At 41.1% G+C, this 21,896-nt stretch carries 21 protein-coding genes; 4 read left to right on the top strand and 17 right to left on the bottom strand.

Translation table 11 applies throughout. The annotated features are described in order from the left end of the window. Positions 1–356: 356 nt before the first annotated feature. From glnA to HT717_RS01900, 5 genes are all read right to left on the bottom strand, one after another. Positions 357–1,703: a type I glutamate--ammonia ligase gene (glnA, locus tag HT717_RS01920; protein WP_001122886.1), complete on the bottom strand. Its 1,347-nt coding sequence runs from the start codon at positions 1,701–1,703 to the stop codon at positions 357–359. 36 nt (positions 1,704–1,739) lie between these two features. Continuing rightward, on the bottom strand, positions 1,740–2,096 hold the full coding sequence (gene glnR, locus HT717_RS01915; protein ID WP_000659551.1) for a transcriptional repressor GlnR: 357 nt from the start codon (positions 2,094–2,096) through the stop codon (positions 1,740–1,742). Positions 2,097–2,172: 76 nt separating this feature from the next. Continuing rightward, on the bottom strand, positions 2,173–2,700 hold the full coding sequence (locus tag HT717_RS01910; RefSeq protein WP_153226573.1) for an aromatic acid exporter family protein: 528 nt from the start codon (positions 2,698–2,700) through the stop codon (positions 2,173–2,175). A 323-nt stretch (positions 2,701–3,023) separates the two neighbouring features. Continuing rightward, entirely contained in the window at positions 3,024–4,220 is a 1,197-nt protein-coding gene (locus tag HT717_RS01905; RefSeq protein WP_001096743.1) for a phosphoglycerate kinase, read from the bottom strand. Positions 4,221–4,309: 89 nt separating this feature from the next. After that, positions 4,310–9,412, bottom strand: a complete 5,103-nt coding sequence (locus tag HT717_RS01900) for a G5 domain-containing protein (RefSeq protein WP_049541000.1) — start codon at positions 9,410–9,412, stop codon at positions 4,310–4,312. Positions 9,413–9,714: 302 nt separating this feature from the next. Here HT717_RS01900 and HT717_RS01895 point away from each other — a divergent pair, with 302 nt between their 5' ends. Beyond that, entirely contained in the window at positions 9,715–11,346 is a 1,632-nt protein-coding gene (locus HT717_RS01895; RefSeq protein ID WP_020901113.1) for a Na/Pi cotransporter family protein, read from the top strand. Between the two features lie 96 nt (positions 11,347–11,442). On the opposite strand, the gene HT717_RS01890 is transcribed toward HT717_RS01895, so the two are convergent. After that, positions 11,443–11,739 (bottom strand): enterocin immunity protein, encoded by a 297-nt coding sequence (locus tag HT717_RS01890; RefSeq protein WP_049541001.1) that lies wholly within the window; start codon positions 11,737–11,739, stop codon positions 11,443–11,445. 20 nt (positions 11,740–11,759) lie between these two features. Next, positions 11,760–12,824: a glutamyl aminopeptidase gene (gene pepA, locus HT717_RS01885; protein WP_049541003.1), complete on the bottom strand. Its 1,065-nt coding sequence runs from the start codon at positions 12,822–12,824 to the stop codon at positions 11,760–11,762. A gap of 228 nt (positions 12,825–13,052) precedes the next feature. Here pepA and HT717_RS01880 point away from each other — a divergent pair, with 228 nt between their 5' ends. The 3 genes from HT717_RS01880 to galE are packed head-to-tail and all read left to right on the top strand — an operon-like array spanning position 13,053 to position 15,335. Beyond that, on the top strand, positions 13,053–13,598 hold the full coding sequence (locus HT717_RS01880; protein ID WP_049541005.1) for an NAD(P)H-dependent oxidoreductase: 546 nt from the start codon (positions 13,053–13,055) through the stop codon (positions 13,596–13,598). 26 nt (positions 13,599–13,624) lie between these two features. Next, complete coding sequence (locus HT717_RS01875; protein WP_049541007.1) at positions 13,625–14,311, top strand: triose-phosphate isomerase; 687 nt, start codon at positions 13,625–13,627, stop codon at positions 14,309–14,311. A 25-nt stretch (positions 14,312–14,336) separates the two neighbouring features. Beyond that, positions 14,337–15,335, top strand: a complete 999-nt coding sequence (galE, locus tag HT717_RS01870) for a UDP-glucose 4-epimerase GalE (RefSeq protein WP_065428577.1) — start codon at positions 14,337–14,339, stop codon at positions 15,333–15,335. Positions 15,336–15,433: 98 nt separating this feature from the next. Here the strand turns inward: galE and yidD are convergent, their stop codons facing one another. The 10 genes from yidD to HT717_RS01820 form a co-directional block, all read right to left on the bottom strand. After that, positions 15,434–15,670 carry a membrane protein insertion efficiency factor YidD gene (gene yidD / locus HT717_RS01865; RefSeq protein ID WP_049535607.1) on the bottom strand — a complete coding sequence of 79 codons (237 nt, stop codon included), beginning with the start codon at positions 15,668–15,670 and terminating at the stop codon, positions 15,434–15,436. Further along, positions 15,670–16,392, bottom strand: a complete 723-nt coding sequence (locus HT717_RS01860) for a pseudouridine synthase (RefSeq protein ID WP_049535606.1) — start codon at positions 16,390–16,392, stop codon at positions 15,670–15,672. The genes yidD and HT717_RS01860 overlap by 1 nt, the downstream gene beginning before the upstream one ends. Next, positions 16,379–16,948 carry an SMC-Scp complex subunit ScpB gene (gene scpB, locus HT717_RS01855; RefSeq protein WP_000105302.1) on the bottom strand — a complete coding sequence of 190 codons (570 nt, stop codon included), beginning with the start codon at positions 16,946–16,948 and terminating at the stop codon, positions 16,379–16,381. Before scpB ends, HT717_RS01860 begins: the two co-directional genes overlap by 14 nt. A gap of 18 nt (positions 16,949–16,966) precedes the next feature. Next, positions 16,967–17,695: a segregation/condensation protein A gene (locus tag HT717_RS01850; RefSeq protein ID WP_173304243.1), complete on the bottom strand. Its 729-nt coding sequence runs from the start codon at positions 17,693–17,695 to the stop codon at positions 16,967–16,969. Beyond that, complete coding sequence (gene xerD, locus HT717_RS01845) at positions 17,695–18,429, bottom strand: site-specific tyrosine recombinase XerD (protein ID WP_345890435.1); 735 nt, start codon at positions 18,427–18,429, stop codon at positions 17,695–17,697. The genes HT717_RS01850 and xerD overlap by 1 nt, the downstream gene beginning before the upstream one ends. After that, entirely contained in the window at positions 18,426–18,887 is a 462-nt protein-coding gene (gene cbpB / locus HT717_RS01840) for a cyclic-di-AMP-binding protein CbpB (RefSeq protein WP_173304240.1), read from the bottom strand. Before cbpB ends, xerD begins: the two co-directional genes overlap by 4 nt. Next, the gene (locus HT717_RS01835; protein WP_153226565.1) at positions 18,884–19,405 is read right to left on the bottom strand and encodes a metallophosphoesterase; all 522 of its coding nucleotides are present in this window, start codon (positions 19,403–19,405) and stop codon (positions 18,884–18,886) included. Before HT717_RS01835 ends, cbpB begins: the two co-directional genes overlap by 4 nt. Then, positions 19,381–20,352 carry a nucleoside-triphosphate diphosphatase gene (locus tag HT717_RS01830; protein WP_173304237.1) on the bottom strand — a complete coding sequence of 324 codons (972 nt, stop codon included), beginning with the start codon at positions 20,350–20,352 and terminating at the stop codon, positions 19,381–19,383. Before HT717_RS01830 ends, HT717_RS01835 begins: the two co-directional genes overlap by 25 nt. Next, a complete protein-coding gene (gene racE / locus HT717_RS01825) occupies positions 20,349–21,143 on the bottom strand; it encodes a glutamate racemase (RefSeq protein ID WP_020901104.1) in 795 nt (264 codons plus the stop codon). Before racE ends, HT717_RS01830 begins: the two co-directional genes overlap by 4 nt. 199 nt (positions 21,144–21,342) lie before the next feature. Next, complete coding sequence (locus tag HT717_RS01820; protein WP_000364990.1) at positions 21,343–21,591, bottom strand: YneF family protein; 249 nt, start codon at positions 21,589–21,591, stop codon at positions 21,343–21,345. Positions 21,592–21,896 lie beyond the last annotated feature (305 nt).

The raw sequence follows: 21,896 nt of genomic DNA, 5'->3' as shown, positions 1-21,896 counted from the left end.
TGATACTCAATGAAAATAGAAGAGTATGAGCAATATGAAAACACTATATCATATTTAAGTCGCAATAGTATAACACGACTTCTAAAACATTGTTAGGAATTATTTTGGACAATCCTAGACTCAATTCATTATCTTCCAATCTACTATAATAAACTTATGCTCAATGAAAATCAAAGAGCAAACTAGGAAGCTAGCCGCAAGCTGCTCAAAGTATAGCTTTGAGGTTGCAGATAACGCTGACGTGGTTTGAAGAGATTTTCGAAGAATATTAGTAATCTACAAAAGACTAAATGTAAGTACTCCAGTCTTTAGAACAACATAAAAAGGTTGCCCAAACGGACAACCTTTCTGTACCATTAATATAAATCTAAATAGTTATCAATTTCCCATTGTGAAACGAAGGTTGCATAACTTGCCCATTCGATTCGTTTGGCTTCAAGGAAACTAGTATAGATATGTTCTCCAAGAGCCGCTCTGACAACTTCATCTTCAGTCAAAGCCTTCAAAGCGTTGTGAAGGGTTGATGGAAGGTCTGTAATGCCAGCTTCCTTACGCTCTTCTGCTGTCATAATGTAGATATTTTCTTCGATAGGAGCTGGTGCTTCGATTTTGTTTTCAATACCATGCAAACCAACTTCCAAAAGAACCGCCATAGCGATGTATGGGTTTGCCATCGGATCCACTGAACGTAACTCAAGACGAGTTCCCATGCCACGTGAAGCAGGTACGCGCACAAGTGGCGAACGGTTACGACCAGCCCAAGCAATGTAAACAGGCGCTTCATAACCTGGAACCAAACGTTTGTATGAGTTAACGGTTGGATTCATGATGGCAGTATAGTTGTAAGCATGCTTGATCAAACCGCCAAGGAAATGATAGGCCGTTTCTGACAACTGCATTCCTTTTGGATCATTTGGATCAAAGAAGGCATTGTTTCCTTCTGCATCAAACAGGGACATATTACAGTGCATACCTGACCCAGCAATACCAAATTTTGGTTTGGCCATAAAGGTTGCATAAAGCCCGTGTTTGCGAGCAATGGTTTTAACAACAAGTTTAAAGATTTGAATCTTATCACAAGCACGGAGAACTTCATCGTACTTGAAGTCAATTTCATGCTGTCCAACCGCAACCTCGTGGTGACTCGCTTCTACTTCAAATCCCATTTTGGTCAAGACATTCACAATCTCACGACGTGTGTTGTCCGCAAGGTCCGTAGGCGCCAAATCAAAGTAGCCACCCTTGTCATTTACTTCAAGTGTTGGGTCACCATTTTCATCCAGCTTAAATAGGAAGAATTCTGGCTCTGGTCCAAGGTTGAAAGATTTGAATCCTACTTCTTCCATGTGACGAAGAGCTCGTTTCAAATTGCCACGAGGGTCACCTGCAAATGGTTCACCTTCTGTTGTATAGACATCACAGATTAAACCTGCAACACTTCCATTTTCATCCCCCCAAGGGAAGACTGTCCATGTATCCAAGTCTGGGTACAAGTACATATCTGACTCATTGATACGTACAAAACCTTCAATAGAAGATCCATCAAACATCGCCTTGTTTGACAAGACTTTATCTAACTGTTCATCTGTAGCAGGAATTTCGACGTTTTTCATGGTTCCCAAAATATCTGAGAACATGAGACGAATAAAGGTAACATTTTTTTCCTTGACTTCACGACGAATATCTGCAGCTGTGATTGGCATGAGTTTTCTCCTTAATCTATGACTACTTGCGGTTGCCTAACCGCGACCAAAAGGTGATCGTACTGAAGCAAAACGCCCCTGTTGGAGAAGTTCATTGTGAAGCGCACGACGCACCTCAGTCTGACTCACCACTTTCTTGGACTTCGCTTCACGTTCAGCATATTTTTTCTTAATGGCAGCGATATTATAACCTTCTGAGATATAATCTTTGATTTCGAGCAAACGATCCATGTCATTCAAGGAATACATGCGACGGTTCCCTTCGTTTCGATCAGGTTTAATCAACTCTTGATCTTCATAATACCGAATCTGACGCGCCGATAGATCTGTCAACTTCATAACACTGCCAATAGGAAAAACAGCCATGTTTCGGCGAAATTCTTTTTCCTTCATTTACAATTTCCTTCTTTCTGTCTATTATAGTCTAAAAAAAGACAAACGTCAATTGATAATGTTATAAAATGTAACATTATTTTTCTTTTTTCTCTAAAAGGAGTCGAATACGATCAATATCGTAATTTACGAGAATTGCAACAAAAACTCCCATAAACGTTTCTGATACACGCGCAAACACGTACAAAATCGTTTCTCCAGTAGGAATCGATAGGGTAATGATTAACATGGCTGCTACACCACCAATAACACCTGCTTTGTTATTCATAGCTACATTTGTCATAATGGTTAACATGGTGCAGATAGGAACAACAACCAAGGTTACCCAAAATGCTTCATGGAAAACGGTATTTAATAGGAAGAAGACCAGGGCATAGAGGCCACCGATACTATTTCCTAGAATACGCGAAGTCCCAAAATGAACACTCTTGTCAAAACTCTCCCTCAGGCTAAAAACGGCTGTCAAAGCACCAATTTGAAGACCTTTCCAACCAAAAAAGCCAAAAATCAAAAGAACTAGAAAAACAGCAATACCTGTTTTAAAGGTTCGCATACCAAGTTTGAACTGGGATTTATCGAATTTATATTTTTTAAAATAACTCATAATCTCAACTTTCTATTTCCATTTTATCATAAATTAGGTGATTTTATGAGCAATAGTTGAGAGGAAGCGTTTTTATTTTAAGCAAAAGAAAAGAGGAACTTTCATCCCTCTCTTCTTTGATTTATTTATGAAATCTTATTTTTCTGTCAAGGCTGCAAGTCCTGGAAGAACTTTACCTTCAAGGAGTTCCATTGAAGCCCCACCACCGCGTCACAAATACCTCCACTAACACAAAAAGGTGACATAGCCACCTTTTTGTTAACGTTTCAGTTTTGTTCCTTTTTCTACAAAATCAGGATTTTGTAGAGACAAACGGGCTGAAATTATTTTTCTGTAAGTGCAGCCAAACCTGGCAATACTTTACCTTCGAGAAGCTCCATTGAAGCTCCTCCGCCCGTACTAATCCATGAGAACTTGTCTGCACGTCCAAGGTTGATCGCTGCGGCAGCTGAGTCACCACCACCGATGATTGATTTAACACCTGGTTGTTTCACGATAGCGTCCATCACACCGATTGTACCAGCTTGGAAGTCTGGGTTTTCAAATACACCCATAGGTCCGTTCCATACAACTGTTTTAGCACCAGTCAAAGCTTCGTCAAATTTAGCGATAGATTTTGGACCGATGTCAAGACCAAGGAAGCCTTCAGAAACTGCTTCACCTTCAGTGTCACGCACTTCAGTGTAGCCAGCAAATGCGTTTGCTTCTTTTGAGTCAACTGGCAAGATCAATTTACCGTTTGCTTTTTCAAGAAGAGCTTTCGCAACATCCAATTTGTCTTCTTCTACAAGTGAGTTACCGATTTCGATACCTTGTGCTTTGTAGAATGTGTAAGTCATACCACCACCGATAAGGACTTTATCAGCTTTTTCAAGCAAGTTTTCGATAACACCGATCTTGTCTGAAACTTTTGAACCACCAAGGATAGCTACAAATGGACGTTCTGGAGTTTCAACTGCTTCTTGGATGTAGGCAATTTCGTTTTCAAGAAGGAAACCAGCAACTGCTTTTTCAACGTTTGCTGAGATACCAACGTTAGATGCGTGTGCACGGTGAGCTGTACCGAATGCATCGTTTACGAAGATACCATCTCCAAGTGATGCCCAGTATTTACCAAGTTCAGGATCGTTTTTAGATTCTTTTTTGCCGTCAACATCTTCGTAACGAGTGTTTTCAACCAAGAGAACTTGTCCATCTTCAAGAGCGTTGATTGCCGCTTCCAATTCAGCACCACGAGTGACACCTGGGAAAACAACATCTTGACCAAGTTTTGCTGCCAAGTCAGCTGCTACAGGAGCAAGTGATTTACCAGCTTTATCAGCTTCTTCTTTCACACGTCCAAGGTGAGAGAAAAGAATTGCACGTCCACCTTGTTCGATGATGTACTTAATAGTTGGAAGAGCTGCTGTGATACGGTTGTCGTTAGTGATTACGCCATCTTTCAATGGTACGTTGAAGTCAACACGAACGAGGACTTTTTTACCTTTCAAGTCAACGTCTTTAACAGTAAGTTTTGCCATGTTACAAAAACCCCTTTATTTATTTTATTCGAAACTATTATATCACACTTTGGAAATATAAGGAAAGATTTCACAAGATTTTTCGATATTTAATCTTCATCTTCTTTTTTCTGTTTCAAGGTCAAGGCTAAACTAGCAAGACCAAGGCTGGCCAAGCCTGCTATTAGGGCTTCATTAGCATCAACTGTTCCTGTATTTGGCAATTGTTTGCTTGCTTCTTCTGATTTAACTGCCGTATTTTGGGCTGGTTTTTCTTGTGTAGGCGCTACTGCTGGTTCAGTTTTTACTTTTGTGCCAATTTCAACAATTTCTGGAATCGCCTCTTGGATGACTTCTGTTGAACGAAGGCGACGCTGACCGTTTTCATCAACTTCAAAGACATATCTTAACAGACCATCTCGTCCCTGTATGATGACTCGTTGTTGCCCAACTAGCAACTCAGCATTTTCATGTTCTTGACGGTCAAAGGCAATCTTTTCCTCTTGGACTTCCAATTTAGGAGCCTTTTGTTGGTCAGACGCTGGTTGATTATAAGGTTTTGGAAGGTCTGTGTTTTGTGGTGCTGGATTGGCAGGAATTAGAACAGTACCCACTTCCACAATTTCAGGACTTGCTTCTTTCAAAACTTCTGTAGAGCGAAGAGTACGATTGCCTTGACTATCTACTTCAATCAAGCGACGAATTTGTCCCTCAACTCCTGCTTGGACAAGTTGACGCTGACCGACTGGGAGATTTGGATTTGGACGTTCTTGGTGTTCGAAGGCAAGACTTGTCTCTTCAACTTCTAATTTCGGAGTATTCACAACCAAATTCTTGACACCTTCAGTTGGTTCCTTACTTGAAAGAACTTTTGTTCCAATCTCAGTAATTTCTGGAACAGCTTCTTTAATTACCTCTGTTAAACGAAGAGTGCGTTTCCCTTGGCTATCTACTTCAATCAAGTGACGAATTTGTCCCTCAACTCCCTCTTGAACTAGTTGATGTTGACCTTTAAGAAGGCTTGCATTTGGGCGCTCTTGACGTTCGAAGGCTATTGTTTCAGTTTCCACAACTAGTCCAGAGAGGGCTTCAACTGTTGGGGCTACTTCATTTGGATCCTGGCTACCAACGTGATGGCTTTCTGCTGCAGGAGCTAGTTTCTTATTCAGCTGTTCTTTCATGTCCGCAAAAGCTTGTGGAGTTGGTGCTTGTGAGACCAACAAAGCCTCTACTTGCGCAATTAATTCTGATTGAGGATATTTTTCGCGGATGGATTCGAGTAAACTTTCTAATTCTTTCCTAGCAGCCTCATAACGCTGATTGCCATCCAAGTTTGCGCCTGCTTGTTTCAATTCATTCAAAGCCTGATTAACGTCTTCTTGACTGGCACCATGGTTTTCTGCAACAACTTTCGCTCCATTGAGCTTCTCTAGTAGCGTCGCTTGTTTGTCCTCACTGGAGAAGGTATAAGCAACCGTTGACTGACGACCTTGGACAGCAGTAATTTCTTGTTTGAGGTACTCGTCGTTAACTGCAGCCTTTGGAGAGACCAAAACATCAAAATTAACTTCGCGTCCTTGGTAATGAAGCGTCAAAGTTTGACGACCAGTCTTTTGAGCATCGTAACCAGTAATTTCAACCCCTTCATCAGCAAAGGAATGTTCTTCCATAGTGTCATTGCTATAAGCCACTGCAAAGCGTCCTTCAGACAAGTCTAAGCTATCTCCAACTAGGTAATCTTTTTTGGGTGCCTGACTTACTTCAATTCCCAAAATAGTTTTCGGACTTGCTTCATCTTGGCTAGTGACAGTCACTGATAAATTAGCATTCACCGGTTCTCCCAAATATTGTAAAGTAAGATTTTGTTCTCCCTTATGATGCGTATCAAAGCCTGATACTGATACACCTGCGTGAGTTAGGCGAATGAGTTGGTCCTCAGCTCCTCCTTCATACTGAACTCGAAGAACACCACCTCTAAGGTCCAAATCTTCCCCTTCGGCGAAGCTTGTTTTCTTAGGTCCTGTTTCTAGGCTGACTGACTTGATTCTTCTGTCATCTTTTGGAACGGAAACTGCTAGGACATTACTAATTTCCTTGCCTGGCAACTGGGTACGATAGTAAAGAAGACCCGATTGATTTGTCAAATCCAATGGTGCACTTGCTAGGTCTCCTCCAACTTCGCTCTTCAAGGTTGCAAGCGGAGTTTGAGAATTTGGATTGTCATAAACAGTAATGGTTGCTCCAGCTGGTACATCTGCAAAGCCAACTTGTACCTTGTTATTGCCTAAAGTACGAGCTGCAGCCTTGGCCATCGGAATATTGACACTTTCTGTATCAAGCTTTTCATACATTTTCCAGTTATAGATACGAATAGCCTTCCATGGAGTTCCATTGTCAGAAGTAACGACATTCAAGCGCCAATCTTGAGCTGTGATAGGTTTATCAAGGGTAATATCTGTAACATGGGCTTTATTGCCACGAACTTCCTTAGCCAACTTCCATTGACCATCCGCATCTTTATAATAAAGGTCAAAGTCTTTGGTGTTCATCAAACCGTCGTTTACAGATTCTCCACCAGCTCCAGCATGGTCCATCACCCATCTAACAACTGTGCGTGGCTGGGTCAAACGAATATCCACACTACCACTTAATTGTCCAGAAGACCACTTGTCAGACAGACTGGTAATGGTACCGTTCAACATACCTTCAATTCCTTCCCCACCTTCAGTCTTAGGGAAAGTACTATCAATAACAGTTGCACCCGGAACGATATTTTCAGCTAGTGGTTTTGGTAGACTGGTATCTTTTACAGTCATACCCCAATTAAAGGTTGTTGTTGCAGCTTCTGAACGAACCCCATTTTTACCAACGGCTACAACCTTCAGTTCTTGAGTTGTACCTTGAGCACTTGCTGAACGGCTAACTTTTGGTAGATAAATAGTTGTAGAAGATGAACCAGTTAGTAATTTCCAGCTGTCTCCATCTTTTTCGTAAACTTCATAGAAATCTGCATCCTTGTTTCCTTCAAATTGCACAACCGCTTCTGCTTCTTGGGCATTTTTAAGAACCTGTTTGGCTACAGCTACTGTTGTCGGAGCCTGAGGAGCATCTTGATTATTGCTGATGGTCAATTGCCCCAGATTGAATTGATAGCCTTTTAAGTCTTTGTCATTTTCAAAATACAGTCTAATACCGTAGATTGTTTTACCTGCTAAGGCACTCAAATCAAAATCATCAGTAGTCCAGTTATCTGAAACTGTCAATTCTTTACGGGCAGCTTCATCGCCGTAGGTATAATCTTTCTTGGTTGCAAATTCTACATAAACCTTGGTTCCCTTGCCTCCTTTGTGTGCAACATGCAATTTGGTTGTATCTGTCACCTTCAAGCGAGTAGAGTACAAATTCACATCTTGCTTGGTCGCACTTGAAAGATCCCCTGCAAATTTGAGAGAAGTTCCACCATTATAGGCATCTTCAAAATCATAGCTTGCTTTCAACTTATCACCAGTTGATTTTTGCCACCAGCGCCATGTCGGAAGAACACCTGAAACTGAACGGTAATTCCACTCAGAATCCTTAGAAACCTTACCATCTACGAACCATTTTCTACCATGACCTGTATTAAAGGAAGTAGTAAAGGTGTGACCTACTGCTGGCGTGCGGTCTGCAACTAGGTTAGCAATACCATACCAATCTTTGTCACCTGGTTTTTGACCAGTAGGGTCACCTTGGTAACCGGTAAAGAAGATGTCTTCATTTTTATGATAATCTTCACCCGTTTTTCCTAAACTTGTAATGGTATCTGGAGCAAATAAACCAAGAGAAAGGCGCAATTTCCCATTTTCATCTAAAATGTCATTCCATTTAACCTTAGTCTTGTAGGAACCGCCCTGCTGCAATTCCAAACCTGCAAATACATCATAAGGATTACGACCAATCCAGTTGGCAGTTGCAATAGTGTAATCATTCTTAGCCTTATCCCAGTTAAAGTTAGCAAAGAAGTTGTCTGCTGGAACCTTATCTCCTTCTGGTTGCATGAATTGGTAGTTGTATTCTCCCAAACCATCTTGGTGGTAACGTCCATAGTTATAGGTCATGGCATCGTACCAAGAATACTTGATTGGGTGGTTTACTTTAGCAGCATATTCCTTGGTATAGAGCATAAACTGGCGCATCTTTTCTCCAAGAGGTTCAACCAAATCTCCAGTTGTTTCTTGGTTGATGAAATAGCCATCATAGCCATAATACTTGGCCATGTCTACCAATTTACGGGCGATTGGGAAGCTACCATCTGCGTCTTGCTTCAAAGCTTCAGCAAATTTTTCTTGGTCTGCGATACTATTTGACCAGTTGAAGAAGAGTGTACCATATACAGGAACCCCGTTACGGTGACCTGCATCAATAATGTCAGGAGTTGGTACGAGACCTTCCCAGAAGACCATTGAATCTAGATATTGCCAATAGTCAAAAGCATAAGCCTTGAACTCTTCTCCACCAACAGAAGCGTGGTCTTTCGCTTTAGAGTTGGTGTTTGATAGGGCTTGAACTTTTGCTTCCTTGCTAGCTTTTTCATTGACCAAATGACCTGTCCGACGTGGAGCGAGGGCAACAGAACCACGGTTGATAATATCATCTTCACGCGCACCAGGTTCCCATTTCAACAAATCTTCCCAAGAATTAAATTTGATTTCCTTTGGTTTTAATGTTTTTTCTGTATTTTTAGGGACATCTGGCTGGACTTCTTTTTCAGTCTTATTAGCTTCTGCTGCTGGCTTAGACTCATCCGCTTGGCTAGCCGCTTCAGGCTTTGCTTCTGTTTCCTTTTCAGACTTAGGTTTTGCTTCTGCAGATGGTGTTTCTGCAACAACCTCACTTGCTTTTTTCTCTGGTTTAGCTGCTCCTGCAGTTTCAGTAGTTGCAGCTTCATTGCTTGCTGGCGAAGCAGTGTCAGATGCTGTCTCGACTCCTTCTGCCTTTTCTAGCTTGTTTTCTCCAGCATGTTCCCCTTCATTCTGCTTATCAGCTTCACTAGTTGGATGCTCGCTATCTCCTGAAACAAGCTCTGTATTAGCTCCGCTATTTTCAGGAACAGCTGTTTCTTCTGCCAAGGCTGGACCAGCAAACAAAACAGCCCCAATCATCAGCGAGCAAGCCCCTACTGATAACTTACGAATACTGTACCGACAACGTCTTTCAAAAAATGGATTCTTCATTTTCTCCTCCTAAAAGATTGATTTTTTGTTTTAAAGAAAGCGCTTAACTTTCTTCGTAAAATTTTTATCCCAATCACAGGGACCAAGATAATTCCTCCCTCATTTTAAAATATTTCTTTTAAATGTCAATATATCAGAGGAAATACCTATATCTAGGTTAAAAATTGGTAAAATTAATATAACTACAGTCTTTCCTAACGAATTTTCTTTCTAAAATCTTAGCTTAACACTTGTTAGATTTACTTTTATCCTTTAAAATAGAATAGGAGAAATTCCGTTATTATTTTTCGGAGGAAAAAGAAATGTCCATTAATTGGCAGGAAATTTTATTTCACTTTTTAGGTGGTCTGGGACTATTCTTATATAGTATCAAGACCATGGGAGACGGTTTGCAACAAGCTGCTGGAGATCGCCTTCGTTTTTACATTGACAAGTACACCAGCAATCCCTTTTTAGGTGTTCTAGTCGGGATTGTCGTGACTGCCCTGATTCAGTCAAGTACAGGGGTGACAGTTATCACGGTTGGACTGGTCAGCGCTAGTCTCCTCACTCTTAGACAGGCTATCGGAATTATCATGGGAGCCAACATCGGAACCACCGTTACTTCCTTTATCATTGGTTTCAAGCTTGGTGAGTATGCTTTACCCCTAATTTTCCTTGGAACCATGTTCCTCTTCTTTACAAAAAACAGAACAGCAAACAATATTGGGCGCATCCTGTTTGGTGTAGGGGGAATCTTCTACGCCCTCAACCTCATCAGTGCCGGTATGAGTCCTCTTAAAGATTTACCGCAATTCAAGGAATACATGGTAACCTTGGGACAAAACCCTATTTTAGGAGTTTTCGCTGGTGCAGTGATTACCGTTCTCATCCAAGCTTCTTCTGCGACAATCGGGATTTTGCAAGGTCTCTATGCAGGTGGCTTCCTTGACCTTAAAGGTTCGCTACCAGTTCTCTTCGGGGATAATATCGGGACAACCCTAACCGTTATCATTGCGGCAGCAGGAGCCAATGTCTCTGCGAAACGCGTTGCTGCAACCCACGTCACCTTTAACGTATTAGGAACTATTCTTTGCTTAATCTTATTAGGCCCCTTCACTGCAATGATTGAGTACTTCCAAGCACTCCTTCACCTCTCACCTGAGATGACCATCGCCTTCTCGCACGGTGCCTTTAACGTAAGTAACACCATTGTACAATTTCCATTCATCGGAGCCTTGGCTTTCTTTGTAACCAAGCTCATCCCTGGTGAAGACGAAGTTGTCAAGTACGAGCCACTTTATCTTGATGAGCATTTGATTAAACAAGCTCCATCAATCGCTCTCGGAAATGCGAAAAAAGAACTCCTTCACTTGGGAAATTATGCTTCTAAAGCCTTTGACCTTTCATATAACTACATCATCGATCTCAATGAAAAGCTTGCTGAAAAAGGCCATAAGACAGAAGAAGCCATCAATACTATTGATGAAAAATTGACTCGTTACCTTATTACTCTTTCAAGCGAGGCCCTTAGCCAGAAAGAAAGTGAAGTGCTCACCAATATCCTTGATTCATCCCGCGATTTGGAACGGATTGGGGACCACGCAGAAGCGCTAATCAATCTAACTGACTATCTTCAACGTAAAAATGTTGAGTTCTCTGAAGCTGCTTTGCAGGAATTGGCTGATATCTATCAAAAAACCACTGGCTTTATCAAGGATGCCCTTGATAGCGTGGAAAACAATGATATTGAAAAAGCGCAAAGTCTGATTGAACGCCATAAAGAAATCAACAATATGGAACGTGTTCTCAGAAAGACCCACATCAAACGCCTCAACAAGGGCGAGTGTTCAACGCAAGCTGGGGTCAACTTTATCGACATTGTTTCCCACTACACTCGTGTGTCTGACCATGCTATGAATTTAGCTGAAAAGGTCATTGCTGAACAAATCTAAGAACCAAGAAGCTATCCTAAATGGGATGGCTTTTTCTTCTCCTTAGCAATAGTTGCTTTTCCACCATACAAAAAAATGCTTTGATCCACAATGGAATCAAAGCATTTTAAAGAGCTCTCCGTACATAAGCGCAGAAGCTGCAGTTCCTCTGTACTTGGATTCTTCTCTTTTAATAAAGCGAGCCAAGTTGAGCAACTCAGGTGCCGGATGTTTGGGATTTAGGAGCAATTCACGATTGACCAGGCCTGAGAGACGAACTGCCAGCAATTGCTCATTTGTAGTAGGCAGTTTTTTTGCAGTCTCTAAGAGAGCAGCAACTAAATCTTCACTCAAATCATGTCTAGCATGATTGTAAAGATCTTTTATAAGGCTTTCTAGGTTTGGTTCTACCATCCCTACCACCTCCCTTATGTTTAATAATGTTTAATCAAATCAACCGTTGAACGATCCAATTTCTTCACCAAGGCTTGCAAGAAAGCTTGCGCTTCTAGGAAGTCATCCATTGCATAGAGGGTTTGGTGAGAATGGATATAACGGGCACAGACACCGATAGTTGTAGATGGGACACCACCATTTTTCAGATGAGCTGCGCCAGCGTCTGTTCCGCCTTTACCACAGTAGTATTGGTACTTGATACCAGCTTCTTCAGCCGTTGTCAAAAGGAAATCCTTCATTCCTGGGAGAAGCAAGTGACCTGGATCGTAGAAGCGAATCAAGGTTCCATCTCCAATCTTGCCTTGACCACCATAGACATCACCTGCTGGTGAACAGTCAACTGCGAGGAAGACTTCTGGGTCAAACTTGGTTGTAGAGGTATGAGCACCACGCAGACCAACTTCTTCTTGGACGTTAGAGCCAAGATAGAGTTCATTTCCGAGTTTTTGACCTGATAAAGCTTCAGCTAGCTCACTCACCATGAGAACCCCGTAGCGGTTATCCCAAGCTTTTGAGATGATATTTTTTTCATTCGCTGTCAAGATAGCAGAGCTATCAGGGACAATGGTATCACCAGGACGGATGCCAAAGCTTTCTGCCTCAGCCTTGTCCGCAAAACCACCATCAAAGACAATATCTGCAATGGCTGGCATGGTTGGTCCACCCTTTCCACGAGTCAAATGTGGAGGAACAGAGCCTGAAATCACTGGAATTTCACGACCATCACAAGTCAAGAGTTTGAAACGTTGGCTGCTGACTACCATAGGATTCCAACCACCGATTTCTACGACACGGAAGGTACCGTCTGGCTTGATTTCGCTAACCATAAAACCAACTTCATCCATGTGAGAAGCGACCAAGACACGCGGTGCATCCACAGCTTCTGAATGTTTAATCCCGAAAATACCACCCAAGCCATCTGTCACCACTTCATCCACATGCGGTGTCAACTTTTCACGAAGATAAGCACGGACAGGCGCTTCATGACCTGAGATCGCAGCAAGTTCTGTTACTTCTTTGATTTTTGAAAATAATGTTGTCATTTCAGTTCCTTCTTTCTTTCATCCATTTTACCACTTTTTATAGGAGAAGGATAGTGGGAAGGTAGATTTCTAAATTAGTATCCTAATCTGCTTTCTACAAATCATATCTTATTTTCTAAGTAGAAAAAACAGTATTCCCTTATATACGAGGGAAGGTCTAAAAAACTATAAAAAATATTTGACAAACAATTATATATATGATAATATTAATATATTGAGTAATTGAATATGAACATATTATTAGTAAACGGATATCAAAAACATGATTTCTGTAAAGGAGAACTTAACTTTAGCTTATACAATATTTTTTTAAATAAATTACGGCACCATCATAATGTACAGCTCTCTTCAGTAGAATCATATGATGTTATTGATGAAAGAAATAAGTTTTTATGGGCTGACCTAATTATTTTTCAATTCCCAATTTATTGGTTTAATGTTCTAGGGAAATTAAAATTGTATCTTGATAATGTATTTGAATATGGACAGTTTTACTCATTTGCTGATAAATATGGAACTGGTGGACTCATGAAAGGGAAAGAATATATTATATCCTCAACATGGAATGCACCAGAATATACTTTTAATGATATTAATGAATTTTTTAATGGTAAAAGTGTAGACGAAATTTTAATATCATTTCATAAAGCAATGGAGTTTTGCGGATTTACACAAAGAGAAACTTTATCATTTCATAATGTAGTAAAGGAACCTAACTTTGAACAATACAAAACAAAACTAGAACAATACATTGATGACAAGATTAACAAATAATTAGTTTTAATATTGAAAAGGTGTAAATGTTAACAATATTCAACTTTAAAAATAAATTAAGTATCCCTGAACAATTAGAACTGTTAAAACTTTTCAATAAAGGAAATGTTAAAACAGAATTAATTATTTCACCTATAATTCCTGTTAATGACAATGAATATTCTTTTTCAATTGCTTCGCAAAATATTGCTATCAAGGGGCGAAATGTAGGTGATTTAACCTGTGAGCATCTCAATTACTATAATATAAAATATGCATTTGTTGGCCATCTAGAACGTCAAAAATTCTTAAATGAAACAAAAGATATTATTCGTTCAAAAATAAAACAGACAATAGTTGGAAATATAACTCCTATTATTTGTTTTGGCAAAAATAAAAATTATATCGATGAGATACATCAACTTTTATCAGGAATTCAATTTCAAGGCAAAGAAATTATTATAGCATATGAGATTTTAAGTGCAACATTGAGTGGGGAAAAAGACTACAGTTTAGAAGAAATTTCTAAGCATTTAACTATGCTAAAAATGTATTTGTTCTTATCTAGTCAAATATATAATTTTAAATATAAATTAGTATTTGGAGGAGGTCTACAGTGCGAAGATACCCCTAAAATTGTTGAATTAGGATTCGATGGAGTATTGATTGGAGATCGAACAAATACGTTATTAGAAGTATTTAATTTTTTAAATCAAAAAGAATTTTCTAATTAGTCAAAAATTAAAAAAGGAAAAAATCATGACCAAAACAATTCTTGTTACAGGTGGAGCTGGCTATATTGGCTCCCATACCGTTAAAGCTCTTTTAAATGCTGGCTATCAGGTGCATGTCCTCGATAATCTCTCTACAGGAAATCGTTCGGCCGTGGATAGTCGTGCTAGCTTTAAACAACTGGATGTTTATGATGCTAGTACCCTAAAAACTTACTTAGAAGAAAATCAAATTGATGCTGTTCTGCATTGTGCAGGTGAAATTGTTGTGAGCGAAAGTATTGAAAATCCAAGCAAATACTTCACTGCCAATGTGGCAGGTATGAACCAAGTTCTCAAAGTCTTATCTGAAGTTGGCATTCAAAAAATCATGTTCTCTTCGACTGCATCTCTCTATGGTAATAACTGTATTGACAAGCCAGCAACTGAAGATACCCTGCTCGACCCTGTCAACCCCTATGCAGAGACAAAACTGATGGGGGAACGAATGATTTACTGGATGGCCAATCGCTACGACTGGAAATATGTCATTTTCCGTTACTTTAATGTAGCTGGGGCTGAAATGGATGCTTCAAACGGGTTGCGTGTGAAAAATCCAACCCACATCATTCCCAACATCAACAAGACTGCATTGGGACAAAATGAAAGCCTAAAAATATTTGGAGATGACTACGATACACGTGACGGTTCATGTATTCGGGATTACATTCATGTCTTGGACCTTGCACAGGCACATGTTAAAGGGATGAATTACCTCTTCCAAGAAAACAGTTCTTCTCAAATCTTTAACTTAGGAACTGAGAAAGGATATACTGTCAAAGAAATCTTTAAAACTGCTGAAGAATTACTGGATCAAAAAATCCCACACGAGATTGTTGCGCGTCGTGCAGGTGACCCAGCCAGCGTCCTAGCAGATGCATCAAAAGCTAAACAATATCTTGATTGGAAGGCTAGCTACTCCCTCGAAGATATTATTTTATCTGATTATCACTGGCGTGTTAAAGAAGGTAAAAACATTTTGGAATAGGATAACAGAAACATCAATAATAAATAAAAACACAGATAGATGGCACTTAGTAAATACCAAGTATCATCTATCTGTGTTTTATACATTAGAATACAATCTTACTTTGAATTTTTTTTCAAAGTAAAGTGGTCTGGGACGGGGTCCTTGCCTGTTTTCGACCAGGGATGACAACGTAAAATCCGAGCCAAGCCCATTAAAACACCCTTAAAGCCATGTTTTTCAATAGCCTGAATCATGTAATTTGAACAAGTCGGCTCAAAACGACAAGAAGGTGGAAAGGCTGGTGAGATAAAACGTTGGTAAAAGCGCACAGGCGCTATTAAAATTCGGTTCATTATTTCTTAGTTACAGCCATGGTGTGTAGTTGGCTGATTTCTTTTTTATTCAGACGACGGGATTCTCCTGGACGGAGTCCTGTCAAGTCTAGATGTCCAAAACGGGTCCGTGACAACTTATCTACTTGGAGACCGACAGCTTCAAACATCTTTTTAACCTGGTGGTTACGCCCTTCATGGATGGTTAACTGCACCACAGAGCGATTTTTAACTGGATCCACTTTGAGAATCTCGTAAACAGCTGGCTTGGTTTTCTTTCCATCAATCTCAAGACCACGGGTCAAGGGACGGAGATTATCCTTATTGGCCACACCTTTAACACGCGCGACATAGACCTTGTCAATCTCATTACGAGGGTGAATCATCTCATCCGTAAAATCCCCATCATTGGTCAAAATCAAGACCCCTGATGTATCCCAGTCCAAACGTCCAACTGGGTAGATACGCTCTTTTACATTTGGCAAGAGGTCGACAACCGTCTTACGACCCTTATCATCTGTCACACTGGAAATCACACCGCGTGGTTTATTAAGCAGATAGTAGACCTTTTCTTCGTTGTAGATTGGTTGACCTTCTACTTCGACCTTGTCAGCAGACTTGATGGTCGTTGCGAGTTCACGTACTACTTGGCCGTTGACCGTCACCAAGCCTTGCTTGATCAACTCTTCTGCTTTTCTCCTACTGGCCACACCTGCGTGGGCAATATATTTATTGATTCTCATCTTCTTCTATCCTTTCACCAAATAATTGGCTTTCTTGGGCTTGAATCTCAAGCTCATCAATCACTGGTAATTCTTCCAAATGGTTAATTCCCATGTAATCTAGGAAATAATCCGTAGTCACATAGAGGTTGGGGCGACCCAAAACCTCCTTTTTCCCGTCTTCCTTTATCAAATCAAAGGCCTGCAACTTTGCCAAGGCTCCACTCGAATTGACCCCACGAATGGCATCAATTTCTATCCGAGTAATGGGCTGTTTGTAGGCAATGATGGACAAGGTTTCAAGGGCAGCCCGAGATAAACTCTGGTTGATAGGTGCCTTAGAGTATTCCTTCAAAATCTCTGCAAATTGAGGCTTGGTCACCAATCTATAAGCGCCCCCTGTCTCAATCAGAGCCAAACTGGAATCTGGGTCCTTTTCATACTTCTGGGCTAATTTTTCTAAACTCTGTTGGATGCCTGTCGGTGGTAGAGAGAGGAGTTCAGCTAACTGGCGGACTCTAATCCCATCTTCACCCGCTACAAACAAGAGCGCTTCTATTTTTGCTAAAGTACTCATCTTTCCTCTCTATCAAGTCTAGCTTTGGGCCACTTGACTTTCTTCCTTCTTTTCCATGAGATAAATATCTCCGAAACTTTCCTCTTGCACGAGAATCAACTCCTGGGTTTTGATTAACTCTAGGGTTGCCAAAAAAAGGGTGATAACCTCTTGGACATTCTGGGCTTCCTTGAACAAATCCTGCAAGCGCAACTGATCTCGTCCAGTCAAGGACTCTTTTACGATGACCATCATGTCCTCAATCTTATACTCATCCCGCAAGATAGTCGTGTGATTCTGTGCAAACTCCTCTTTTTTCTTGGCTAGGATATTTGAAAAAGCCAAAAAGAGGTCAATGGTCGTCTTGTCATGCACAAGCTCCGCATCTTCGTAAATCAACTCTGTCGGCGCTTTGGAATAATACTGGGCCCGATCTTGGTGCTTGGCTTCTAAGTGCTCCCCCAAGAGCTTGAACTTGCGGTATTCTTCGATTTGAGAGAGAAGGTCCTGCTCCAGGTCATCTTCCAAATCTGTCACTTCTGCTACCTTTGGCAAGAGCTTGCGGCTCTTAATCAACATGAGTTGACTGGCCATAACCATGTACTCACCCGTCACTTCCAGACGCATGGCCTGCAGGGTTGAGACATAGGCTAGGTACTGTTCGATGACTTCCGTAATAGGCACATCGTAGATATCCATCTGGTACTTAGAAACAAGGTGCAAGAGCAAGTCCAGAGGCCCTTCAAAATCTTTTAGTTTAATATCCATTATCTATATTTTTCTAAAGTCAGGACTGTTTTTAATCCTAGTTTTTTTGCAATTTCGTACAAATCGACCTTGTTTTCAATTTGTCGTAGAATGAACTGTTCCCGCAAGGCTTGGGCTGATAAGGCTGGAAAACCTTTCTCCTTGACAAAAGCTTCTAACTGTCGAAAGGCCCACTGACGAGAATAGGCTTTCCCTCCCCTTTCAAAGAGATAGGCCTGCCCCATCAAGGGTTCTAGCTCTGAAAGCAAGGTCGTGGGAATGGTGACAATCCTCTGTTGGGAAGCCTTCTGGATTCTCAACACTTGAAAATCCAGATTGATATCTGCAACCTTAAGGGCTAAAATCTCACTTGGCAAGAGTCCCATTTCTAAGATAAGAAGTGCCAGTAAGCGTCCTTCTAGATAATTACTTTCCTGCCAAAAAGAGTCTAGGTCTAAGAGTTCCGGCTTTTCGGTCTTCTTTTCAGCTTGTTTAGCTAATTCCAATCGGTAAAAGCTATCCACTTCTCCTTTTTGATAGAGAAAGTAGAGAAATTGGTTACAGGCCGAAAGTTTTCGCTTCTGGGCGCTGATTTTTAGATTGGCTAGCTGGGCTTGGTAAATCTTGAGACTGGTCTCAGAAATCCGCTCGCCTACTACGTCTAAAAATTGCTCCAAATCATACTTATAGGACTGCTTGGAATTGGCAGATAAGCCCTGCTTTTCCTCTAAAAAGGCTGAAACCCTATCTCTCATCTCCATCGAATCTCGTATTCCTTACTAAAGTCATGCAGAAGAGCATTGACAGCCTTGAGGATAGACTTGCGCGTAATAATCCCTTGGAAAATCCCCTCTGCGTCCACAACCGGCAAAAAAGACTCATCTACCAGCTTGTGCAAGACCTCCGTAATGGTAAAATCAGGCGAAACAACCGCTACATTCCTTTTCGTCATATGAACGATATCCGTATCTGCCATGATTTCTTGGCTCAGGTCATGCTCCATCTGATAAGCCATAATATCTCTGAGCCCAATAGTCCCAACAAACTGTTTTTCATCTGTTACAACGGGAACACGGGTATAGGTCATCTGACTGAGCAAGAGGGTCGCATGATCCGCATTGTGGGTATCAATCAACACAGCTAGATTTTCAGCAGGGGTCAAAAAAGTTTCCTCTTGACCCAACAAGAAAGTTTCAAACTCCTTGGCAATCATCTGCTAAACTCCTTGGACAAGCCTGGATACACCTCGTGGTCTCGTGTCAAAAAGTCGACTTTGAAATAACTGTCATCAATCTCCACACGAGCATAGAGACATTCTCTGATAGTCCCACGTGGTTGGCTGATGGATCCGGGATTTAGAAAGAGAGTCTTGCCTTCCATCCAAGCGCTTGGCACATGCAAGTGACCATAGAGGCAGATATCGGCTTTTTCTTCCTGAGCCCAGTAGTCCAACTTTTGAAAGTTGAAATTGATGTCAAACAGGTGTCCATGAGTTTGGATAATCTTGGTCGAACCAAGCTCAGTCACCAACCGTTCTGGGTAGCCTGCGTAGAAGTCCATATTCCCTTTAACGACATGGATACTCTCCCAAAGGGGAGAATCAGGGCGCAATTCAGAATCTCCGTTATGAAAAACGGCGTCAACTTTGCCCACATAGCGATCACGGATTTCTTCCACAATCAAGCTATCGCCATGAGAATCGCTCATTACAATGATGGTTTGCTTTGCCATGATGGAAATACCTCCAAAAGTTTCTTAACGGCTAAGGCACGGTGAGATTGACTATTTTTTTCTTCAAGGGTTAATTCAGCTGCTGATTTGCCTGTCACTCCCACAAGGAAGAGGGGATCATAGCCAAAGCCATTTTCACCCTTAGGTTCAAAGTTAATGTAGCCTGGCCAGTCAGCTTCAACAACCAAACTTTCCTTGTTTGGACTGGCTACGACTAGGGTTGTATGGAATTGAGCCGAGCGGTCCTTGAGTTCAAAGACCATGGCCAATTCGTGCAAGAGTTTAGCATTATTTTCACGGTCAGTTGCTCCCACACCTGCGAAACGAGCTGACCAGACGCCTGGCAAGCCACCAAGGACATCGACTTTAAGTCCAGAATCATCTGCCAAAACCATCTTGCCCGTTAATTGGGAAATGGTTTCCGCCTTAAGGCGGGCATTTTCTTCGAAAGTCATGCCTGTTTCTGCTACTTCAGGTAGGTCAGGATAGTCATTGAGATTTTCCACATCGTAGCCTAGCTTGTCAAAGATAGCTCGAAATTCCTTGGTCTTGCCCTCGTTACGAGTCGCAATCAACAAGGTTTCTCTGACCTTATTTGTTTCAAAGAAATCATGAACATTGACCCCTTCTTTGGGCAATTCCACATACAAGAGTTGGCCATTTTCAACCAAAAGCAAAGCTCCCTGACGTTGGATGACTTCTAGATTGCGACCTGCTTCTTGGTTTAGTATATCTACCACAAAAGACAATAAACGGTAGCGAGAACCATAGCGTAAAACAGTAACTGAAATCGGGAAACCTCGTTCCTCGTCTCGAAAGATTTTGGCCAATCCAACCAGAGGGAAATCCAAGTCTTCATCAGTCAGCGTCCGGACGCCACCAAAAATACTATAGGACCCGACATACCAGTCCTGGTCATCCTTGTATTCATAAATTTTATTTGTCATAATTCTACATGCTCCACATGAATTTCTTTTTCCAGCCATTCTTCACCTATTTGGGCAAAACTTTGGCTGCTAGCTGTTGTGTAAAAACGGTGTTGGAGTGGTCCAGCATCGCGACCACGATTGATTTCAAAATAATTGAGTAAGACTGAGATATCCCGTACGCACTCTGCCCCACTATCAATGAGCTGAACCTTTGGCCCCATGACATTTTGAATAATGGGTCTGAGAAGTGGATAATGGGTACAGCCCAAAATCAGGCTATCCACCTTTCCTACCAAGGGACGCAGAGTTTCATAAACCACTTTCTTGGTGACACTGGTTGACAGGGCACCTGACTCCACCAAGGGGGCAAACTTGGGACAGGCCAAACTCTCCACCTGTAAGTCCGGATCCAGATCATGAATTTTCTGACGGTAAATGTCTGATTGTACCGTCATGGGCGTTCCAATCACTCCGATTTTCCCACCTTGGCTGGACTTGATGGCTGCCGAAGCTCCTGGCAAAATCACACCTAGAACAGGAATGTCTAGTTGAGCCTTGATTTCTTCCCAGACGACCGCAGTCGCAGTGTTACAAGCAATGACAATCATCTTGACATCCTTGGTCAAGAGAAAGTTGACCAACTGCCAAGTATATTCACGAATTTGCTCAGCAGGACGGGGACCATAGGGCGCCCGCGCCGAATCTCCAATATAGACGATTTCTTCATGGGGAAGCTGGCGCATGAGCTCTCGCACAACGGTCAATCCCCCGACACCCGAATCCAAAAAACCAATTGGTCGATTATCCATACAGTCTTCTTTCTAGTCTTCTTTCTGATTGATAGTTCATTATGATTACTTGTCTGTAAGAACTGAAGGACAGCCTCATCAACAACTATCTCTCTTAATCATAATCAAATATCAATAGAATGCAAGGAAAATGTCTTATTCCTAAACCATAGCCAACATAGTGAGAAGTCTGGAACTTTCATCCCAGACTTTTCCTTATTTATTTTTTCTTTTTATTGTTAGCAAGGGCTGCTTTTTGTTGGCGGATGATTTGGTGGTAAACTTGTTGTACCTTGGCTTCGCTTGGTTTTTGACCATTTGCACTCAAAAGAGTACGAACTGCTTCAGCATTCAAACGTGGGTTGTCAGCGAATTCTTTTTCAATTTGCTTACGAACCAAGTACATTCCTCCAAGAGCTCCTCCTAGAAAAGCTAATACAATCAATACAATTGCTAAAAGTAAATCCATCATTTTTCTCCTGTTTCTTTTTGAGTCCCTTTCATTATACCACAATCTAGCCACCCTGACTAGTTTGTTTTACGCTTTCAGAGATGGGTAGGCTGTAATTAAAGTTGGCTTATCTTTCTAGTTAAAACTAGAAATAATATAAAAAATACACTCCCTTACCATTCATTTCCTCCACTTTTTTAATACAAAACAATATCAAATATATATTCTTCTTAAATCCCCTTGACAATACCTCGTTAGCTCGTAAAATTAGATTAACAATACAATATAGAAATAAGAAAGTTCGCTTTTTAAAAAAATGAAAG

Source organism: Streptococcus sp. 959, from assembly GCF_013277075.1.
GTDB classification, from domain to species: Bacteria; Bacillota; Bacilli; order Lactobacillales; family Streptococcaceae; genus Streptococcus; species Streptococcus pseudopneumoniae_C.
This window is presented reverse-complemented; position numbering and strand designations above follow the sequence as displayed.

What these genes read in the sequence shown, in the direction of transcription:
- glnA (WP_001122886.1), bottom strand. Translation starts at nt 1,703, where the DNA reads ATGCCAATCACAGCTGCAGATATTCGTCGTGAAGTCAAGGAAAAAAAT.
- glnR (WP_000659551.1), bottom strand. Translation starts at nt 2,096, where the DNA reads ATGAAGGAAAAAGAATTTCGCCGAAACATGGCTGTTTTTCCTATTGGC.
- HT717_RS01910 (WP_153226573.1), bottom strand. Translation starts at nt 2,700, where the DNA reads ATGAGTTATTTTAAAAAATATAAATTCGATAAATCCCAGTTCAAACTT.
- HT717_RS01905 (WP_001096743.1), bottom strand. Translation starts at nt 4,220, where the DNA reads ATGGCAAAACTTACTGTTAAAGACGTTGACTTGAAAGGTAAAAAAGTC.
- HT717_RS01900 (WP_049541000.1), bottom strand. Translation starts at nt 9,412, where the DNA reads ATGAAGAATCCATTTTTTGAAAGACGTTGTCGGTACAGTATTCGTAAG.
- HT717_RS01895 (WP_020901113.1), top strand. Translation starts at nt 9,715, where the DNA reads ATGTCCATTAATTGGCAGGAAATTTTATTTCACTTTTTAGGTGGTCTG.
- HT717_RS01890 (WP_049541001.1), bottom strand. Translation starts at nt 11,739, where the DNA reads ATGGTAGAACCAAACCTAGAAAGCCTTATAAAAGATCTTTACAATCAT.
- pepA (WP_049541003.1), bottom strand. Translation starts at nt 12,824, where the DNA reads ATGACAACATTATTTTCAAAAATCAAAGAAGTAACAGAACTTGCTGCG.
- HT717_RS01880 (WP_049541005.1), top strand. Translation starts at nt 13,053, where the DNA reads ATGAACATATTATTAGTAAACGGATATCAAAAACATGATTTCTGTAAA.
- HT717_RS01875 (WP_049541007.1), top strand. Translation starts at nt 13,625, where the DNA reads ATGTTAACAATATTCAACTTTAAAAATAAATTAAGTATCCCTGAACAA.
- galE (WP_065428577.1), top strand. Translation starts at nt 14,337, where the DNA reads ATGACCAAAACAATTCTTGTTACAGGTGGAGCTGGCTATATTGGCTCC.
- yidD (WP_049535607.1), bottom strand. Translation starts at nt 15,670, where the DNA reads ATGAACCGAATTTTAATAGCGCCTGTGCGCTTTTACCAACGTTTTATC.
- HT717_RS01860 (WP_049535606.1), bottom strand. Translation starts at nt 16,392, where the DNA reads ATGAGAATCAATAAATATATTGCCCACGCAGGTGTGGCCAGTAGGAGA.
- scpB (WP_000105302.1), bottom strand. Translation starts at nt 16,948, where the DNA reads ATGAGTACTTTAGCAAAAATAGAAGCGCTCTTGTTTGTAGCGGGTGAA.
- HT717_RS01850 (WP_173304243.1), bottom strand. Translation starts at nt 17,695, where the DNA reads ATGGATATTAAACTAAAAGATTTTGAAGGGCCTCTGGACTTGCTCTTG.
- xerD (WP_345890435.1), bottom strand. Translation starts at nt 18,429, where the DNA reads ATGAGAGATAGGGTTTCAGCCTTTTTAGAGGAAAAGCAGGGCTTATCT.
- cbpB (WP_173304240.1), bottom strand. Translation starts at nt 18,887, where the DNA reads ATGATTGCCAAGGAGTTTGAAACTTTCTTGTTGGGTCAAGAGGAAACT.
- HT717_RS01835 (WP_153226565.1), bottom strand. Translation starts at nt 19,405, where the DNA reads ATGGCAAAGCAAACCATCATTGTAATGAGCGATTCTCATGGCGATAGC.
- HT717_RS01830 (WP_173304237.1), bottom strand. Translation starts at nt 20,352, where the DNA reads ATGACAAATAAAATTTATGAATACAAGGATGACCAGGACTGGTATGTC.
- racE (WP_020901104.1), bottom strand. Translation starts at nt 21,143, where the DNA reads ATGGATAATCGACCAATTGGTTTTTTGGATTCGGGTGTCGGGGGATTG.
- HT717_RS01820 (WP_000364990.1), bottom strand. Translation starts at nt 21,591, where the DNA reads ATGGATTTACTTTTAGCAATTGTATTGATTGTATTAGCTTTTCTAGGA.